The organism is Kordiimonas sp. (genome assembly GCF_965216265.1).
GTDB lineage: Bacteria > Pseudomonadota > Alphaproteobacteria > Sphingomonadales > Kordiimonadaceae > Kordiimonas.
The window spans coordinates 3,883,156-3,901,637 of sequence record NZ_OZ244153.1 but is presented as its reverse complement, the minus strand read 5'-3'; the positions used below and the strand labels follow the sequence as shown (position 1 = coordinate 3,901,637).

16 protein-coding genes are annotated in these 18,482 nt (G+C 53.4%); 12 read left to right on the top strand and 4 right to left on the bottom strand.

The window, feature by feature from the left end; all coding sequences use genetic code 11:
• Nucleotides 1–63 precede the first annotated feature (63 nt).
• Nucleotides 64–2,025 carry a glycoside hydrolase family 57 gene (locus ACOOGA_RS18085; RefSeq protein ID WP_420429146.1) on the bottom strand — a complete coding sequence of 654 codons (1,962 nt, stop codon included), beginning with the start codon at nucleotides 2,023–2,025 and terminating at the stop codon, nucleotides 64–66.
• 229 nt (nucleotides 2,026–2,254) lie between these two features.
• On the opposite strand from ACOOGA_RS18085, the gene ACOOGA_RS18080 reads away from it, so the two are divergent.
• Genes ACOOGA_RS18080 through ACOOGA_RS18060 form a run of 5 tightly spaced genes read left to right on the top strand, consistent with a single transcriptional unit; the run spans nucleotide 2,255 to nucleotide 8,167 of the window.
• The gene (locus tag ACOOGA_RS18080) at nucleotides 2,255–2,968 is read left to right on the top strand and encodes an SDR family NAD(P)-dependent oxidoreductase (protein WP_420429144.1); all 714 of its coding nucleotides are present in this window, start codon (nucleotides 2,255–2,257) and stop codon (nucleotides 2,966–2,968) included.
• Between the two features lie 4 nt (nucleotides 2,969–2,972).
• Nucleotides 2,973–4,739, top strand: coding sequence for a 1-deoxy-D-xylulose-5-phosphate synthase (locus tag ACOOGA_RS18075; RefSeq protein WP_417461864.1), 1,767 nt, complete (start codon nucleotides 2,973–2,975; stop codon nucleotides 4,737–4,739).
• A 16-nt stretch (nucleotides 4,740–4,755) separates the two neighbouring features.
• The gene (locus tag ACOOGA_RS18070; protein WP_417461865.1) at nucleotides 4,756–5,763 is read left to right on the top strand and encodes a hypothetical protein; all 1,008 of its coding nucleotides are present in this window, start codon (nucleotides 4,756–4,758) and stop codon (nucleotides 5,761–5,763) included.
• A complete protein-coding gene (locus ACOOGA_RS18065; RefSeq protein ID WP_417461866.1) occupies nucleotides 5,760–6,938 on the top strand; it encodes an ATP-grasp domain-containing protein in 1,179 nt (392 codons plus the stop codon). Before ACOOGA_RS18070 ends, ACOOGA_RS18065 begins: the two co-directional genes overlap by 4 nt.
• A 5-nt stretch (nucleotides 6,939–6,943) precedes the next feature.
• Nucleotides 6,944–8,167 (top strand): ATP-grasp domain-containing protein, encoded by a 1,224-nt coding sequence (locus ACOOGA_RS18060; RefSeq protein ID WP_417461867.1) that lies wholly within the window; start codon nucleotides 6,944–6,946, stop codon nucleotides 8,165–8,167.
• Here ACOOGA_RS18060 and ACOOGA_RS18055 read toward each other — a convergent pair.
• From ACOOGA_RS18055 to ACOOGA_RS18045, 3 genes are read right to left on the bottom strand one after another with little or no spacing between them, the layout of a single operon-like run.
• Nucleotides 8,164–9,909, bottom strand: coding sequence for a cytidylyltransferase domain-containing protein (locus tag ACOOGA_RS18055; protein ID WP_417461868.1), 1,746 nt, complete (start codon nucleotides 9,907–9,909; stop codon nucleotides 8,164–8,166). The genes ACOOGA_RS18060 and ACOOGA_RS18055 overlap by 4 nt on opposite strands.
• Entirely contained in the window at nucleotides 9,891–10,754 is an 864-nt protein-coding gene (locus ACOOGA_RS18050; protein ID WP_417461869.1) for an N-acetylneuraminate synthase family protein, read from the bottom strand. Before ACOOGA_RS18050 ends, ACOOGA_RS18055 begins: the two co-directional genes overlap by 19 nt.
• 26 nt (nucleotides 10,755–10,780) lie before the next feature.
• Entirely contained in the window at nucleotides 10,781–12,544 is a 1,764-nt protein-coding gene (locus tag ACOOGA_RS18045) for a tetratricopeptide repeat protein (protein WP_417461870.1), read from the bottom strand.
• A gap of 191 nt (nucleotides 12,545–12,735) precedes the next feature.
• On the opposite strand from ACOOGA_RS18045, the gene flbT reads away from it, so the two are divergent.
• From flbT to ACOOGA_RS18010, 7 genes are all read left to right on the top strand, one after another.
• Entirely contained in the window at nucleotides 12,736–13,128 is a 393-nt protein-coding gene (gene flbT, locus ACOOGA_RS18040) for a flagellar biosynthesis repressor FlbT (RefSeq protein ID WP_417461871.1), read from the top strand.
• Nucleotides 13,129–13,154: 26 nt separating this feature from the next.
• Nucleotides 13,155–13,574: a flagellar biosynthesis regulator FlaF gene (flaF, locus tag ACOOGA_RS18035; protein ID WP_417461872.1), complete on the top strand. Its 420-nt coding sequence runs from the start codon at nucleotides 13,155–13,157 to the stop codon at nucleotides 13,572–13,574.
• A gap of 259 nt (nucleotides 13,575–13,833) precedes the next feature.
• Nucleotides 13,834–14,661: a flagellin gene (locus tag ACOOGA_RS18030; protein WP_417461873.1), complete on the top strand. Its 828-nt coding sequence runs from the start codon at nucleotides 13,834–13,836 to the stop codon at nucleotides 14,659–14,661.
• Nucleotides 14,662–14,940: 279 nt separating this feature from the next.
• A complete protein-coding gene (locus tag ACOOGA_RS18025; RefSeq protein WP_417461874.1) occupies nucleotides 14,941–15,768 on the top strand; it encodes a flagellin in 828 nt (275 codons plus the stop codon).
• Nucleotides 15,769–16,035: 267 nt separating this feature from the next.
• Nucleotides 16,036–16,863 (top strand): flagellin, encoded by an 828-nt coding sequence (locus ACOOGA_RS18020; protein WP_417461875.1) that lies wholly within the window; start codon nucleotides 16,036–16,038, stop codon nucleotides 16,861–16,863.
• 93 nt (nucleotides 16,864–16,956) lie between these two features.
• Nucleotides 16,957–17,373: a flagellar protein FlaG gene (locus ACOOGA_RS18015; protein WP_417461876.1), complete on the top strand. Its 417-nt coding sequence runs from the start codon at nucleotides 16,957–16,959 to the stop codon at nucleotides 17,371–17,373.
• Nucleotides 17,374–17,633: 260 nt separating this feature from the next.
• Nucleotides 17,634–18,479, top strand: a complete 846-nt coding sequence (locus tag ACOOGA_RS18010; RefSeq protein WP_417461877.1) for an AAA family ATPase — start codon at nucleotides 17,634–17,636, stop codon at nucleotides 18,477–18,479.
• The last annotated feature ends 3 nt before the right edge of the window (nucleotides 18,480–18,482 follow it).

Genomic DNA, 18,482 nt, shown 5'->3' with positions numbered 1-18,482 from the left:
AATTTGCTTTATCCACAGAAACTTAGCACCCACCATGCGCTAACAAAAGAACTTCTTTGCCTCTTATTCGGCAACTTGCCGTATGGAGACTTTATATCGAAATTTGGGTGCCGCTATATTTTCTGCCATGCTCAGCGCCTTGCGCGATGACGTTTCATCTGACTCCCTTACGCTGATTGCGGCACGCACAAAATAGCTGTCGCGCACAGCGCTAGACGTTATCAGCCCAACACCGGCCGCGTCGCACCGGTCCATCTCAAGCGCTACTACGTGCCGATTGTCCCCAATGTAAAGCGTCCCTCCGGTCATACCGAGTCCGGTCGTGGCCGACACCAGCCGGGATACCGCTCGCCCATGATCCAACGACAATAGAACGCCATCGTTAGACAACGCATGTCTTTGCTGGGAACGTCCGCCATTCTCGCACTCGAAAAACAGATGTCGCACGTCAAACACAAGGGGGTTTAACGTAACAAAGCCCAGCCTTACCGCGCCCGGCAACGGCATAAGCCAATCATGGATATATTCAACAGCCAGACTACAATCCTGCGGATCGAAAAGGAGTTGTTTGTCAACAGGCCCCAGCGAGGTTGCTATCGTTGCATGGATTTCCACCTGCCCTGCCTGATTGACAGAAACTTCAGGCTCGCATTTTACAAGATCGGTTACCTTGTGGCTGTCATGAGGTTCATAGACAAAATGTCCGCTATAAAAATCAGCCCCAAAAGCAATGTCGTCATAAAACCCGTGTGCCAAGGTGCCAATCGGGCTTGTCGTGCCCGGCGCGCCTGCTTCCTGCGGCAGTAATGGCCCGAACCCCATTGCCTGAATAGCCAGCCCCCGTGAGGTATTGAGCACTAGATGGCACGCTCCTGCTTCAATTTCCAACCACCGTCCGCGCCTTTCGAACTTAGGCTCAGACGCAAAGGGCCGCTTCCGTTCGCTTTCTTTGGGCGCCGCTTTGATGACACCATTTTTGGGCAACCGCTGTTGCAGATCCAGCCATCTGGCTTCCGTGATGTGTGTCCTGTAATCACTTGACCAGAACTCGCACAGGTTTCTCCAGCGCTCTGGCTCCGTTACGCCAGCATCAACCAAGCCTCGGAATATTCGCCAGCAGTGAGTGTTAAGCGCAAGGTCGTTACGGCCCGTCACTGCCCAGCGTAATACATTGTATTTGCGTTGCTTTTTTACTGGCACTGGTGCAGCCGCACTCTCCAGCTGAATTGGGGCCCTATCGGGCTGAAGGAATTTAAGCGCATCGCGAGGAAGCCCTAGGGTCACCCCCCCACTGTCCCTGAGAGCCCTCAGCAACAAACCGATACGTTCGTACTCACTCATGCCATCAATCGATGCTTCACTCTCAAACCGGCCAGGTCGGAAATCAAATATTTCTGCGTCGCTGGTATAAAGCGGCATGGCCCGCATACCTTTGCTGAGCTGCAGCACCAGAAATTCCATATATTCTGCTGCCGAAAGTTCACCATGTGCAAAGCGTTGAAACTTCTGGAAGGAGATAACGTCTGACCACACAACAGGAATGGTTGTACCCTCCGCCCCCACCAGGGTTTGTGGTTCAAGCGCATATTCTTTTCGCCAGTCGCTGTGATGGCTGGCAGGCTCTGCCCAGTCCATAATCAGGGCTTCAAAGCCAGCCGCTTTATATATCGGCACCAGCCCCGGCGAATAGGCTTGTTCGTTCACCAAGGCTATCATTGGCCTTATGCCAAAGGTCTCTTCAAAATCCTCCTGGCCGAGTTTGAGGTTCCACTCGTTAATCTCTGGCGGTACAAGGGGGCCAATAAGTTGAACATATCCGCTGCCAATGAACTCGATCTGCCCGGCGTCCAAAAGAGCTCTAGCCTCATCCACCCACGTCGGGTCAATCTCCCGGATGGCGCGCAGCGTGTAACTTGTCATCTCAAGGCCTATGGGGAAACCTTGCCGCGCAAGCCTGAGCAGCGGCCAATAACACTTCTGCACAACAACCGCGCGCTGCTCTACCTCAATGGAGGAAAATGCCAAATTCAGATGAAACGCTGTATATAGCGTTGGCTTCAATTGCTCACTCCAATGCGTTCCGCACCCGAAACATATATTTCAAATTACCACCGCCCTATCAAGACAATGGTACATTTATTGCTTTCATCGACACAACTGATAAGCTCGTACCAAGTTAAACCTAAGCCATTGTATTGCAAGCAGGACTACACAAGACATGCTTACCTCTTTTTCGCTGGCAGGAAAAGTCGCCTTGATAACCGGGTCCTCACGGGGGATCGGCGCGGCCGTTGCAGAAGCTGTGTTTCAGGCTGGCGGTTCCCCCATTATCACCTACCACCAAAACCGGGATGCGGCTGATCTGGTAGCCAAAAAATGCGGTGATGCTGCAGTTCTGCAGTTTGATGCTTCCGATGAAGCAAGCGCGGCACAACTGGCCGCCGATGCTATAGGCGTATGTGGCAAGGTTGATATTCTGGTGAACAATGCTGGCATTCTGGAGCAAAAACCCTATCAGGATATTACCCCATCCGAATGGGACATCATGTTCGAGACCAACCTGAAAACGCCCTTTTTCCTGGTTCAGGCGCTCGCGCCCCATTTCATAGAGCGAGGCCAGGGCTCGATCATCAACATGAGTTCGGTTGGCGGGCAATTTGGTGGCCCCAAAGCACCCCATTATGCAGCAAGCAAAGGCGCACTGCTGACCTTGACAAAGTCGCTCTGTCGCTTGCTGTCCCCACACGGGGTGAGAGTAAACGCACTGGCACCCGGTTTTATTGAGACGGACATGATGAAACACATGGCAAGCAAGACCGACAGGCAGGCCATGATCGACCAGGTGCCCATAGGGCGCATCGGAACACCGGAAGACGTGGCACATGCCGCCGTATTCCTCGCATCCGACGCCGCGTCTTTCATCACCGGGCAAGTTATCAACGTGAACGGCGGACAATATTTAGGATAAAACCATGAGCACAATGTTAGCTGACATTCGCGACCCCAAAGACGTGCAAGACCTAGACGGGGGTGGCCTCAATGCGCTCGCGGCTGATGTCCGGTCGTTTCTTCTCCGTAACATCAGCGCGACAGGCGGGCATATCGGCGCCAATCTGGGCACGATTGAGCTTACCATCGCGATGCACGCCTGTTTCCGCTCACCCGACGTGCCGTTTCTGTTCGACACGGGCCATCAGGGGTATACTCACAAGCTGCTCACCGGCCGGGCGCATTTGTTTCCAAGCTTGAACAAATATGACGGTATGAGCCGCTTCCTCACTCATTTGGAAAGCCAGCATGACCCAATTGAGGCGTCACACGCGGGCACCGCGATCTCTGTGGGTCTCGGCATGGCGCTCTCGCGCAAGCTACGCGGTAACGAGGACCATGTAGTCGCTGTGGTAGGCGATTCCGCGCTTGTCGAAGGCGCGTCACTTGAGGCGTTGAACCACGCGGCGGTTGAAGATACTAACCTTGTGGTGATCGTGAACGACAACGGTTTTGCCATCAGCCCCGGTTTTGGCGCGGTACATGAAGCGCTGCAATCTGGCGACGGCAAGGCCAAAGCCCTGTTCGAAAGCCTTGGCTGCACCTATATCGGACCAGTAGACGGGCACAATATAGCGGAGATGACCAAAGCCCTCGATGAAGCCAAGCAGGCTAAATCGCTGCCTGTCGTGCACGCAAAAACAGTCAAAGGAAATGGCTGGGCACCGGCGGACAACCACCCGTTCCGCCTGCATTTCTCATTCCCGTTTGACCCGGAAACAGGGGCACCAACAGGCAACAGCGCGCCGCAGAAAACCTATCCGGATTATGCCGCACAAGCGCTTGAGCGTAGGATGGACAGCGACGACAAGATCACCTGTATCACGCCATCAACCATCTATGCTACCGGGCTTGCGGGCATCTTCTCCAAGTATCCGGACAGATGTTTCGACCCCGGAATGGAAGAGCAACACGCGCTGACCATGACGGTTGGCATGGCACTTGACGGCGCGAAACCGGTTATCGCCTACCAGTCTACCTTCCTGCAGCGAGCGTTCGACCAGATCATCCACGATGTGTGCTTTATGAACGTGCCAACGCTTATACTCTCGGCCCGCAGCGGTTTCAGCGGTTACGATAACCCAACTCACCACGGGATATATGATATCGCCTTCCTGCGCTCCATCCCGAACCTCAGGGTCTTCTACCCGAAAGACGGGCCTGAGTTGCAAACCATGATTGACGTGGCGCTTGATGAACTAAGCGGGCCAACGCTGATCATGATGCCCTATGGCCCGGTGCATGATTTTGGTTTGAGTTCATCCACAGATAAAGCTGGCATCCTCAAACCGGAGGTATTTGGCGACGGGGACGATATGGTCATGATCACCGTCGGCAACAAATTTGCCGCTGCGCGCGAAGTGCAGGGACATCTGGACGCCAAGGGTCTGCGCACAAGGCTTGTGAATATCAGGCAGATAAAACCCCTGCCTGAACAAGAACTTATGCGGCTCATTGGAAATACGCGCAAGGTTGCCGTGATCGAAGAAGCGGTGCTTGATGGCGGCCTTGGCTCCCAGATCGGCACCATGCTTCTGGAGAATGGTTATCCGGGTGAATTCCTCCGCCACGGCCTGCCTTGCAAATTTATTGAGCCCGGCTCAAACGAAGAGCTTGAGGACATCTACAAGCTCGACGGCAAAGGTCTCGTTGAGACGATGCGCACCAAATGGCTGTCACTAAACCTCTGAAAATAAAGACACTTCATTGGAAAACTCGCCTCACACAACAAAGCCTTATATCGCGTCCATCGGCACTGGGCGCGGCCAAAGGCGACTGATTGAAGCGGCGAAACAGGCCGGATTTGCGGTGCTGGGGATCGACCAGGCACCCGACGCGAGCCTATGCGACGCCACCCTCAGGGTAAGCACCTATGATGCGGAAAAAGCGGTCGAAGCAGCACTGGAATGGCAGAAAAAAAACCATAAAATACAACATGTTATGGCTAGAACATCGGGCCCTGCGAACATTACGGCAGCGAAACTAGCAAGCGCCCTAAATGTTCCCGGACAGGGGGATGATTTGGCAGAAGCAGCGCTCTCGAAACTTTCTCTTTATAAACAATGTGTTGACGAGAACGTCCCGACGATTGAAAGCGAACAACTTTCGCCAAGTGTGGCGCCAAGCCTTTCCCTCCCCTTGATTATCAAGCCAGATCAACCGCTTAGGGGTAAGGAGCACGTATTTCTGATCCGTGAGCCGGAGGAGATAAGCGCCGCAGCCCAACAGGCATGCAACGCATCCATCAACGGCATGTATATCGCGCAACCTCTTGTAAGCGGGGAGGAATTTGGCGTTTCCGTCGCCGCGAGAGACGGCAAAATGCTGTGGCACGCCTATTATACCGAGCATGTTGAAACCGACGAGAATGGCCGTTTTATCGGGAAAGGTGTGGCGGGCCCACGGCCCAATGTGTGCGCGGATGTGCGGCGTATGTGTGGCGCGAGTGTGGCGCAGCTTTTGGCGCGTTGGAACACCACAGGCTTTGTCTTTTTTTCTTTTCGGATCAATGAGTTGAACATACCTCTCCTCTTTGAAGTTAACCCCGGACTGTGTGGCGACCAAATTGTGGATGAATTATTTCCCGCCATGTGGCCCGGCACTGACTTTTTTTACCTTGAAATAGCACTACTCACCGGCGCTGAATGCACCTTCCCGAAAACCGAAGGTTTGGCCTCGGCCGTCAGGACAAAGTCGGGCGGAGAAGTGCCGTGAAAACAAAAGCCATTATCCAGATCGGCGGTTCGGTCCTGCAGCGCCACACCACGGCATGGGCACAGGATGCAGGCCTGCAAGTCCTGCTAACCGACAGCACACCAGATCCTTACCTCAAGGATGCAGCAGATGCGTTTTGCCAAACAGATGGCACTGACGGTGAAGCAATCCTCAAGCATGCTCATATTTGGCGTGAGCAGTATGATATCATCGCGGTCTATGCGGGGGGCGATTTTGGCCTGAAGTCTGCCGCATATGTCGCGAAAGCACTTGGCCTACCACATTGCAGCCCCGATGCCGTTGACGCCAGCCTCAGCAAAGATATTGCGCTCAGGATATTTGAAGGTGCCGGGCTGACCGTGCCCAAGCGGGTTGAGGAAGAAAACGCAGCCGCCCACCTGCCCGTTATCGTGAAACCGAAAGACAGCAGCGGCAGCCGCGGCGTTACCTTTGTGAAGCAGGCAATTGAGCTTGCGCCAGCCCTCGCCCACGCGAAACGATATTCGATCGACATTATTATTGAGCATTGGGTAGATGGCCGCCACATAGACGTAAATGGCATTCTCTGGCACGGCGAGTTTTATGGCTGCGAGATCATCGAGCGCTTCTTCTCACCGCTTCCGCTCCGCTATCCCACTGGCATGATCACACCGCCGAAGGGCTTGAGCAGCGTTGAGCGCGAGAAGATATATGCCACGCTCGCAAGTGCTGCCAAAGCTGCGGGCATCACCCAAGGCCCGGTCAAGGGCGATTTCATCATGACAAACGATGATATCGTTATACTTGAAATAGCGCCGCGCTTTCACGGTGAAACCAATACCTATTCGGCACCACTGGCCTATAACACCTGCTCGGCGCGGGACTATATGGTCACGCTTGGCACCGGGCGCGCGCCATCACCTCAGCCCTACGCAGCACCCGAGCAAGTCGCGGGCTGGGTTGCTATTTTCCCGGAGAGCACGGGCATGTTGAAGCAGGTTATTGGCACACACGAAGCCCTTGCCCTGCCCGGCATTGCCGATATTGTCATCCGTCGCGAGCCGGGTTTTAAGGTCAGCGCCATACAGGATAATACGGCTGTGATCGGCTTTATTTATGGCCAGGCTAACGACCATGAAACGCTTGACCACCTGCTCGATCAGGCACGAGAAACCATAACTGTTGAGATGGAATAACCACGATGCCCAACCCCCAAAAGCGCCTTCTTGTGCTTGGTGCCAGCCAGGATCAGGCTTTCATGATCAATACCGCCAAAGCCATGGGCATTAACACGCTTGCGGTTGACATGAACCCGAATGCGCCCGCGTTTGCGTTCGCCGATGACTTCGCCGTGGTATCCACGCGCGATACAAAAGCCCTGAAGGCGTTTCTGGATGACTATACACAGGAAAAACCCGTGCACGGGGTTGCAACCATGGGCAGCGATATCCCCCACATTGTAGCCGAGATTGCCGAGCATCTGGGCACATGGCATATCAGCCATGAAACAGCAAAGCTCGCCACCAACAAATTTGCCATGAAAGAGGCCTTCAAGCGCGGCGGTGTGCGCATCCCTGACTACCGGCTTGTGGGCAGCGCCCGCGAGGTTCATGACGCTTTTGACGAGTACGGCAAACTGGTGATCAAACCGTTGAGTGAAGCTGGGTCGCGAGGGGTGAGCTTGATAACAGACACAAAAGATATTGCTGAACTGTTTGACCGCGCCTTCGCTTACGCGATTGACGGCAAAGTGCTGGTTGAGAGTTTCCTTGAAGGGCCCCAGATATCGACTGAAAGCCTGATGGTGAACGGCCATATCCATACCCCCGGCTATGCAGATCGCAACTATGATGTGCTGGAACGCTTCCTACCGCAGATTATGGAAAACGGGGGCGTGCAGCCAAGCGACCATCAGGACGCTTTTGACGATGTGGAAGCCATGCTACTGAAAGCCGCCAAATCCATTGGCCTTGATCATGGCGTGATGAAAGGCGATGTAGTGCTCACGAAAGACGGCCCTGCGCTCATTGAAGTGGCAGCGCGCCTTTCCGGCGGGGACTTCTGCGAGAGCCTTGTGCCCCTCGGCACCGGTGTGAATTATGTGCGCAACGTTATTCGCATGGCGCTGGGCGAAGATGTTGTGCTGGACGAGCTTGCCCCCACCATGAACAGGGCTGTTTCAAACCGGTATTTTTTTGCGGAGCCCGGCCGGTTTCACTCGGTTGAAGGGCTTGAGGAGGTTACCGCCAAAGACTGGATCAGCAAATTTGAGATCTGGTACAAACCCGGCGATCTCTTGCCGGAAACACGAAGCCATGGCCAACGCTTTGGTGTTTTTGTGCTGACGGCAGATGACCGGGAAACCGCTATCGCGCGGGAAAAATGGGTCTATGACACCGTGAAGATCAGGATTGACCCGGTTTAGGCAGCCAGTTGCTTGCGCACAAACTCAACCAGTTGCGCACCGCGTTCACCACCAACAAAGGACGATGTGTCAACGGAGGGTTTCCAGCCCGTGGCTAAACGCGCAACAGCTTCGGGCAACTCATCTTCACCGTCCACCGCCAGCGCAAGGCCCGAGGCGGCAAAAGTCTGCCATGCCTCTTTCTGCAGGGCATGAATCGGATCAAATACCACTGTAGGCAAGCCCGCCGCTACACATTCAAAAAAGCTCATGCCAAAAAGCGTGACGGCACCGTCGTACTGGTGAAGGCGGCTTGAAAGATTGTCCGGCGCGTTTAGCACAGACCATCTGCCTTTGTGTTCCAGCGCATCCAGCTTTGGCGCAGCCGCGCGTGGGCCCTGCACCCACTCAATCTCGACCCCTTTGGGCACATTGGCGTCCAACACGCCAGGCAACCAGTCACCTGCGCCTGAGACATCCGTACTACCAGTAAGCACAACAATCTTCTGCACCGCACCGTCATCATTTGTTCTGCGCCGGATATTGGGCAGCAGGTAACAGTCCCACCCGTAAACAAGATTGCCGTTTCGCCTTTCAAGCCAACGATCAGGCACATAAAAGGACGGTACATAATATCCGTCAAAACCATCAACCTCGACCATGCGGTCAAAGCCCAACACCTTGACGTTCATATCGCGGCATTCAGCCAATACACCCTCAAGGCCGTCAGGCTCAGAAGAGAAGTCCGCGAATACAAGATCAGGCTTCAGGCTTGCGAGTTTCTCACACACCTGTACCTCGCTCCAGTCATCCTGCCAAATGCTGTCAAAAAACTGCAGGTCCACAACGCCCGTGTGCTGCCCGATAATGAGAAAGGATACCTTGGCGGCCATACGGTCGCGCAGTATCTCGCCCGCCGTGCGGCAGCGGGACAGGTGCCCAAGGCCAACACCCTCGCGGCAGTCCACCAGCATGCAGACATGTTTGGAACTTTCCCGCATATCTTTCTGGTATACATGAGCGTTTATAGCCCTCAAGGCCGGGTCGGCATGCAACTGGTCCATCACCCATTTGAGATCAACGATCTCATCATGGCTGTGGCTTTGATACCAATCGTCATACACCCGCTTCATAAAAGCATAATCCGCTGGCGTATCTACAGAGATACGATGCTTGAGCGTTGAAAAGAAGGGGTCATCCGGCACGCTGGCAACAGCGCGCGGGCCTACTTTACCAAGCCTGCCGTACACCACACCCACATGTTCACGCTCAAACGGCTCTATGCTGGCCTCAACAATCGCATCCCAGAACTGGCGACTATAAACCGCAAAACCTTCATGGATAGTTTCCCCGCCCACAGCATCAAGGTCAAGTTTTGCAACATCCTTGTCACCGCCGTCCGCAACAGCCGCAATCATGTTATGCAGCGTGGTGGGCTCGATCAGCGGGCAGTCGCCGCAGATATAACAGACCACATCGGGGTTATGCTGTTTTACGGCGGCATCTACGCGGCCAACCAGATCGTTCACGTCCCCGTCATAGGCGCAGACATAATATCCGGCCCTGCCCGCCTCGCTAACCAGCGGCGCATTATAATCATCAGACGTTGTGGCAAGAAGGAGCCTGGCTTCAGGCCATGCTGTTTCAAGCCGGGGTTTCAGCCGCGCAATCAGACTTTCCCCCGCCAGATCCAGCAGGTGTTTACCCGGCAGCCTGCTTGAGTTCAGACGCGCACCAACAATGATCAGGACTGAGGGTGCCATGTTTTCCTCACATGCAGGAAAGGACGCAGGCCGTCAGACGGATCCGCGCGCCATTCCCGGTCTGTCTCTTCCGCAGGTGTTGGTGTCTTGATGCCGTTGCCGTCGGCGATATAAGCCTGATGGCATTCGGTGATCACCGGCTCGATCTCTTCCGGCAACCAACAGTGGCCGGTCTGGTATTCCGCCCCTTGTTCATCAAGGTCGATATGAAACTCAACTGTTGTGGCACCCCAGCGGCTGACAGCACGGCGCACCACTGCGGGGTTTCGTGAATGGTCGGACCAGCCAACGGGCACCCCGAACGCGTTTCGGATCGTCTCAATCGCAGCGAGATTACAGTTCTCAAACGGCGTGGGATAGCCCGATATGCAGTGCAGCAACGTGAGATTTTTTCCTCCCGCCGCATTAAAAACACACACGGCTGCGCCGATCTCATCCAGCGTGGCCATGCCGGTAGACAGCACGAGCGGCTTGCCTGTGCGTGCGCATTCCGCGATCAGGTCATGCCACGGCAGCTCATAGGATGCGACCTTGTAGAAATCCACATAAGGTTCCAGCTCTTCCACCGCCTTGAGATAAAACGGTGTACAGCAGAACTCCGCCTGCCTGTCGTGACAGGCGCTTGCGAGCTCAGGCAGGAACTCAAGCGGCAACTCCCACTCACGCCGGGCGCGGTGGGTTGCGCTGCGCTCCAGTATTTCAGGTGAGAAAAGCTCATCGATCTTGAAAAGCTGAAATTTCACCGCGCCACAACCAATGGCAACGGAGCGGTTGATAAACTCGACGCAGCGGTCCATATCCCGCGCATGGTTGCTTGAAACTTCCGAGATAAAAAGCGGCTGCATATCAACCAACCCTTCTGTTGTTGATGTTACGCCTTGCCATGCTTGGCCACCCGGTCTTTGAGCGCGGCAGCAACATCAGCCACGTTCCGTTTCCAGTCCTTATCAGGGAAACGCGGGAAATACCGGCCTTTTGGTGCCCAGGGTATGCCCTCGTCGGCTCCAAAGCTCCACCACGGTTTATAAAGCGTGAGCCACCAGACCGGCCGGTTGATCGAGGCTGCAAACACCTGTGTGGACATGGCTGGGCCGATCACCAGATCAAGATGTTCCATGATCGAGAGGTTGGCATCGATATCCGCCTTCAGGTTCACATCCTCAAACCGGTGTAACTTGATGCCAGTGCGGCTCGTGAATTCCTCAACCTGTTTGCTCACATCGCTATATTGCATATTCACAAACTGGACACCGGGAACCGACAGAATAGGCAAGAGATCATCGAGCTTTAGGTAACCAAACTGCCGCGCAGCGCTTACAGTACCGCTTTGCCACGTAACCCCCACTTTCAAGCCGGGCCCGAGCGCTTCAATGCGGTCGCGCCACTCATTGCTTTTCGCAGGGTCCGCCCCCAGATAGCCCTTATCAGGGAATTTGACGTCTGACGTTTGATGCCAGAAGTGCTGGAGAATTGTCGCAAACGGCATGGCATAGTCCACGTGCAACTCGCCACGTTTTATCTTGCCCTCAACTTCCGGGAAAGCGCGGTAACGGTAGCCTTGCAGCATGCCATCTCTATAGGCTGTAACAATGGCATCCGGGAACGCACGTTGATAAATTTTCACCAAGCGGTGATCCACGCCAATGACAAGTTGTTTGCAATGCTTCTCGATTTCACGCAGGCCCAAGCCGAACATGACCTCGTCACCAATGCCCTGCTCACATGCCGCAAGAACCACTTTATCCTTGAGTGAGCTTTGGCCATCCCACTCCGGCAACCGATGCGTATAAGTTATCTGCTGCGTTTGCACCCGGCGCGAGCTGAGGCGCGACTTATAATACTTCCAAGCCTCCTCAAGGCGACCGTTCCGGAATAGATACATAGAACTGGCGATCTGGACTTCAGGGTCCAAAGGCTCGACCTCAAGAGCACGAACCAGATATTGCTGCGCTACATCCTGATCAGCAATTGCTCCTGCCAGATTACATAAAACCTTGTGATTTTTAGGGTCCAGGCGCAGGGCCTCTTCATAAAAGACGATAGAAGCTTCCTTGCCGTCCCTGTATTTCACCGACGTGGCAAGCACATTCCACATATCGGCACTATCTGGGAACATAGGCAACATCTGCTGCGCCATCTCGATCGTTTGATCATATTTTTCCTGCCGGTTCAAAGCGGTGAAGAGGTTAATATAATGCTTGATTGTCTTCGGATCCATCGCCACCAACTGGTGCCCCAATTTCTCTGCTATCTCATGGAACCCCATGTCCAGCGCCAGATTCTGGATTACAGAACAGACATCCGGCGTTGGCTTGTGATAGTGGAGCGCACGCTCAAGAACGTAAATGGCTTGTTCACGCACACCAAGCTGTGTGAGAGCATGTGCCAGAATCGTGAGGATATTGATATCCTCAGGCAAGGCCTCCCAGGCTTTCAGCAGTTCCGTCACCGCCTCGGGCCACTCTTGGTTGGCGGCGTGTTGCTGCCCCTTTTTCAGGGCGACCTTAACCTCCTTGATCGAGAGGTTTGTATCCGCCAGGCCTGCCTTCTGCGCCTTGGACACGGCTTTGCCGCGAGCGCCAGCAGCCTTCGCTTGCGTGCTGCCATTGCGCGCTTTTCTTTTGGTTGCTGCCAAGAAATCCTCCCGATCGCAGAGCGTTTGCCGGACTATTGAGTTAATGTGCACCTGTTGCTGCGTGCTTGCAAGGGGGGTGCCAAACGCCTATTGTATCGTATTCGCGACGATGTCCTTATGCTATATAGGGGAATCTAAACGGGACCGGCCATATCAGGCGCGACGGAGGCCGGTATTTTAGGGAGGACTGTATGGCGCTGAAGCTTTCATTGAAGCCCGACGAGCGGCTGGTGATAAATGGCGCAGTAATTGCAAATGCCGACAGGCGGACGACTTTGATCGTTCACAACAAGGCGTCGATCCTGCGTGAAAAAGACATCATGCAGGAAGAAAACGTCGATACCCCGGCTAAACGGATCTATTTTCCGATTATGTTAATGTATATGGGGCAAGGTGACACAGATAACTACTATGAGGAGTTTGTCCTGCGCATGACTGAGTTCATGAATGCGATTAGCACTCCGGCGGCGATAGATAACTGTGTTAAAATAAGCCGCGATGTGATGGACCGGAACTATTACAAGGCACTCATCACCTGTAAAAAGCTGATCGCGTTTGAACAGGAACGCCTTGGGGGACAGTGAGTAAAGGAACCTAACCGGGAAAGAGTATGTCATACCAAGCGTATCAAAAGGCCCAACAGTCCTCAGAGAACCCGAGCCAGATCGAGTATCGCCTGTTTGCACAGGTAACGAATGCCCTGATTGAAGCTCGGGATAAAAACTTCCAGGGTGCAGACCTTGTGAAGGCGCTGGACTGGAACCGGCGCATGTGGTCTGTGCTGTCGTCTGACTGTGGCACAAAAGGCAACAGTTTGCCTGACCAGTTGCGCGCTGGCATCATCTCACTTTCTATCTGGGTTTCCAAACATTCCTCCGCCGTGGCACGCGGCGCGGAAACCGTTGACGACCTTATCAGCATTAACCGCACCATCATGGAAGGCCTGGCCGATCAGGCACGCCTGCAAGCCAAAGCGGCTGAAGGCAATACAAGCGGCCCACAGCCCGGCACGGTGAACTCCACCCTGTAATTTTTGCCCACCCTCGGCAAAAACTTCCCATGTAACCAGACACTTCCTGCCGACCCGGCAATATTTTCCCTGCCATTTTGGCATCCCATTCACAGCCCCACCCATGAGATCGGTAAAATTTTCCGATAATTTTCAATCCATTAGGTAATATTAGCCTAGAAGATGGAAAATTGGCACACCCCATGCAACGACGGTTTCGAAGGCAAAAGGCTTTCGTGAGCAAAAGGCTCAAATAGACTCTCAGAATGGAGATTACCAAATGGCATTTTCTGTCAATACAAACGCAGGCGCGTTTGCTGCCCTGCAAAACCTCAACAAAACCACTGCCTCTTTGAACACCACTCAGACCCAGATCAACACGGGCCTGAAGGTTTCTTCTGCAAAAGACGATGCTGCTACCTTTGCTATCGCGCAAAAACTGCGTGCTGACGTAGCAGGCTTGAACGCCGTTAAGGGCTCTCTTGACCGTGCGACTTCAACCATCGACGTTGCGATTGCAGCTGGTGAAGCTGTTTCCGACCTCCTTATTGAACTGAAAGAAAAAGCGGTTGCTGCGAAAGACAGTGGTCTTGACACTGCTAGCCGTACCTCACTCAATAACGACTTCTCACAGCTTCGGGCGCAGATCACTTCGATCGTATCCAACGCTGAGTTCAACGGCTCCAACGCTGTGAACACAGGCGGTGACGCGATTGTTGCGATTACTAACGATACGGGCTCGAACGTAATTTCGATTGCGGCTCAGGATCTGTCTGTAGGCGGTGCAAACGTAACACTGACGGGCACACAGTCTATCGGCACAGAAACAGCTGCCGCATTGGTTGTAACTGCGATCGAATCTTCGATCTCCAACGTTAACGATGCTCTGTCTGCTCTCGGTTCCGGCGCGAAACGGATCGAACTTCAGCGTTCGTTCGTAGACAAACTGTCTGACTCGATTGAAGTTGGCGTGGGTAACCTCGTTGACGCCGACCTGGCTAAAACAAGCGCCAACCTGCAGTCTCTGCAAGTTAAACAGCAGCTTGGCCTCCAGGCGCTTTCAATTGCCAACCAGGCACCGGGCACAGTACTTTCACTCTTCCGGTAAGTGGTTCCTTCGAGGAACACACCTTTTGGGGCCCCTCGGGGCCCCATTTTTGTTAGCCCCTCCCCAAAACCTCAGGCTTTCCAAGCCATGTAGCCTCATAGACCTTATCCTCCCCCGTGGGCATAAATTGCCGACACTTTTTGTCCCACTCAAAACACTCCACCACCTCATATTCAATTTTCTCCTTTTTTATCAATACGTTATTTCTGGCACATAGATTGCGCTAACAAGGGCAAGAGCAGAAAGGCTCAGTACGTATATCTCAGAAAGGAGACGACAATGACTTTTTCCGTAAACACGAACGCTGCAGCTTTGTCAGCGCTACAAAACCTGAACAAAACTGCTACCGGTCTGGAAAGAGTACAGACTGAAATTAACACGGGGTACAAGGTGTCTTCATCGAAGGACAACGCAGCTGTCTTTGCTATCGCACAATCGCTCAGAGCGGATGTGGCTGGCTTTCGCGCGGCTACGGGCTCCATCGACCGCGCATTGTCAACAATCGACGTTGCCATTTCCGCGGGTGAAGCCGTATCTGACCTCCTCATTGAAATGAAAGAAAAAGCTGTTGCTGCGAAAGACAGCGGCCTCGATACTGCGAGCCGCTCCTCTCTCAACAACGACTTCACGCAACTTCGGGCGCAGATTTCTTCCATTGTGGGCAATGCGGAGTTCAATGGTACCAACGCTGTTGTTGCAGGCGGAGATGACATTGTCGCCATCACCAACGATACCGGCTCTTCCACATTTACCATTGCGGCACAAAACCTGTCGATTTCAGGCACTGTGGTCACGCTGACATCTTCGCAGTCCATTGGCTCTGCTGCTGGTGCTGAGTCTGTTGTGTCAGCGATCGAGTCCTCCATCGCAAACGTGAACACTTCCCTCTCCTCTCTTGGTGCCGGTGCACGTCGCCTTGAGTTGCAGAAAGAATTTGTGAACAAGCTGAAGGACACCGTTGAAGTGGGTATCGGTAACCTGGTTGATGCCGACATGGCAAAAGCCTCTGCAAATCTGCAGTCCCTGCAGGTGAAACAGCAGCTTGGCCTACAGGCACTTTCTATTGCCAACCAAGCCCCGCAGGCTGTCACCAGCCTGTTTCAGTAAAATTCATACCGGTCGAGCTACGGCTCGATCGGCATTTTTTTCCTACCCCTCGCACCCAGCAGGGACAGTTTTTGCCTAATGGGCAATTTTTGCCTAGATTTTCAAAATCACCGTTTTCTCCAAAATTGTGAAAATCCTTCATAAAACAAAGCCTTAAGATAAGGTAAACAAAACGACAATATGGCCCGCCTTTTGCATGGGTAAGTTCGGGATAAAAGATCCCGTGGGCAAAATGCCCTATAAAAAACTCCAAAAAGGAGAAGCAAAATGGCTTTTTCGGTAAACACCAATGCAGGTGCGTTTGCTGCCCTGCAAAACTTGTCCAAGACAAGTAGTTCCCTCCAGAACACTCAGAGCTCGATTAATACGGGTCTGAAGGTTTCTTCTGCAAAAGACGATGCTGCTACCTTCGCTATCGCGCAAAAACTGCGTGGTGACGTTGCTGGTTTGAACGCTGTTAAGTCTTCACTTGACCGTGCGACATCCACAGTTGACGTTGCTATTGCAGCGGGTGAAGCTGTGTCTGACCTTCTTATTGAACTCAAAGAGAAGGCAGTTGCAGCGAAAGATAGCGGCCTTGATACAGCAAGCCGTACGTCGCTCAACAACGACTTTTCCCAACTTCGTTCGCAGATCACGTCGATCGTGTCGAACGCTGAGTTCAACGGCTCCAACGTTGTGAACTCAAGCGGTGATGCTGTTGTTGCGATCACGAACGATACTGGTTCAAACGTGATCTCGATCGCGGCACAGGACCTCTCCGTAGGTGGTGCAAACGTAACACTGACAGGCACACAGTCTATCGGCACAGAAACTGCTGCCGCATTGGTTGTAACAGCAATCGAGTCCTCTATCGCTAACGTAAACGATGCTCTGTCTGCACTGGGTTCCGGTGCGAAACGGATTGAGCTTCAGCGTTCGTTTGTGGACAAACTTTCTGACACTATCGAAGTGGGTATCGGTAACCTCGTGGACGCCGACCTCGCCAAAGAATCTGCCAATCTGCAAGCTCTGCAGGTTAAACAGCAACTTGGCTTGCAAGCACTTTCGATCGCCAACCAGGCGCCATCGACAGTACTTGGCCTCTTCCGTTAATAGGTATTCGGGTGAGCCTCCTGGCTCACCCGCCCTTTAACGAAGAGAACGTCCAGGCAATTGTGAAGCAATTTCTTCGCACGGAGTGAACCGATGACCGAGATAGGAAATACAAATGGCAGCGCACAGGTCCTGGACCTGCGTTCTCCGCGCGCCAGTACTTCCGCATCAGCGGGTGTCGATCGCTTTTCAGGCTCTTCAGGAACAGAGAAAAGCGGAGCACCCTCCGCAGAAGCACTAGCGCAAAACAAGGGTAAGGAAGAAAGCGTTCCCCTTGGTTCGCCTTTAGAAAAGGCGGCCAAAGCGCTTGAACAGTTTATTCCCGAAAATGAACAGATACCTAATACCCGGCTGCGTATTGACCGTGATGACGAGACAGGTCGTTTCGTCTACTTGAACATCGACAATGAATCTGGTGAGATCGTTAAACAATTCCCACCAGAAAGCATCCTTGAATTCTTGTCCTACTACCGCGAGGTAGCTGGGCTCACGGTAGATGATGAAGCTTAGGTTTGGTGTGTAACAGCGTATAGCGAAGCACCAAACCTTCGCTGTTTAGATTATTTTCACCTGTATCTGTGCGAAAGATGGGCCGCACGGAACGGGTTTTTTGTGCTTCTTTTTCAGGTAGCCCGCATTCAGTTTTATCGCTGGACATTTTCCTCTCACGCGCTAGCTAACAGACTGAAAAGTAATAGGCGCAGCCAGCTGGCCCAACCGGTGGCGGCCGATACATCAATTTATCAAAATGAGTTGTGGAGATTTGACTGATGAAGTTTGCAGGCACCGAGAATTATGTCGCCACAGACGACCTTAAAATTGCGGTAAACGCAGCGGCGACACTACGGCGCCCTCTTCTGATCAAGGGTGAACCCGGCACCGGTAAAACCGTGCTGGCACAAGAAGTAGCCGACGCCTTTGGCCTAAAGCTCATTGAGTGGCACATCAAATCCACCACAAAAGCCCAACAAGGCCTCTATGAGTATGATGCGGTATCCCGCCTGCGCGATAGCCAGCTTGGTGATGAAAAGGTTCAGGATATCAAGAACTACATCAAGCGCGGCAAGCTTTGGGAAGCTTTTGAAAGCGATGAGACCCCTGTGCTTCTGATCGACGAGATCGACAAGGCAGACATCGAGTTTCCAAACGACCTTCTGCTTGAGCTCGACCGGATGGAGTTTCATGTCTACGAGACAGGTGAAACCATCAAGGCCAACAACCGCCCGATTGTGATCATCACCTCCAACAATGAGAAAGAACTGCCCGACGCCTTCCTGCGCCGCTGTTTCTTCCACTTCATCAAGTTCCCTGACAAGGACACCATGAAAGATATCATCAAGGTTCATTACCCCGATATCCAGCAAGCACTGGTGCGCGAAGCCCTCAGCATCTTTTTTGATATGCGCGAGGTGCCGGGGTTGAAGAAAAAACCGTCCACCAGCGAACTGCTGGATTGGCTCAAGCTTCTGATGGCGGAAGACCTGCCGCTTGATGTACTGAAATCAAAAGACCCAAGCAAGCTGATCCCACCGCTTCACGGGGCGCTGCTTAAAAACGAGCAGGATGTGCACCTTTTTGAACGTCTGGCCTTCATGAACCGCCGTCAATCGAGCTGATAA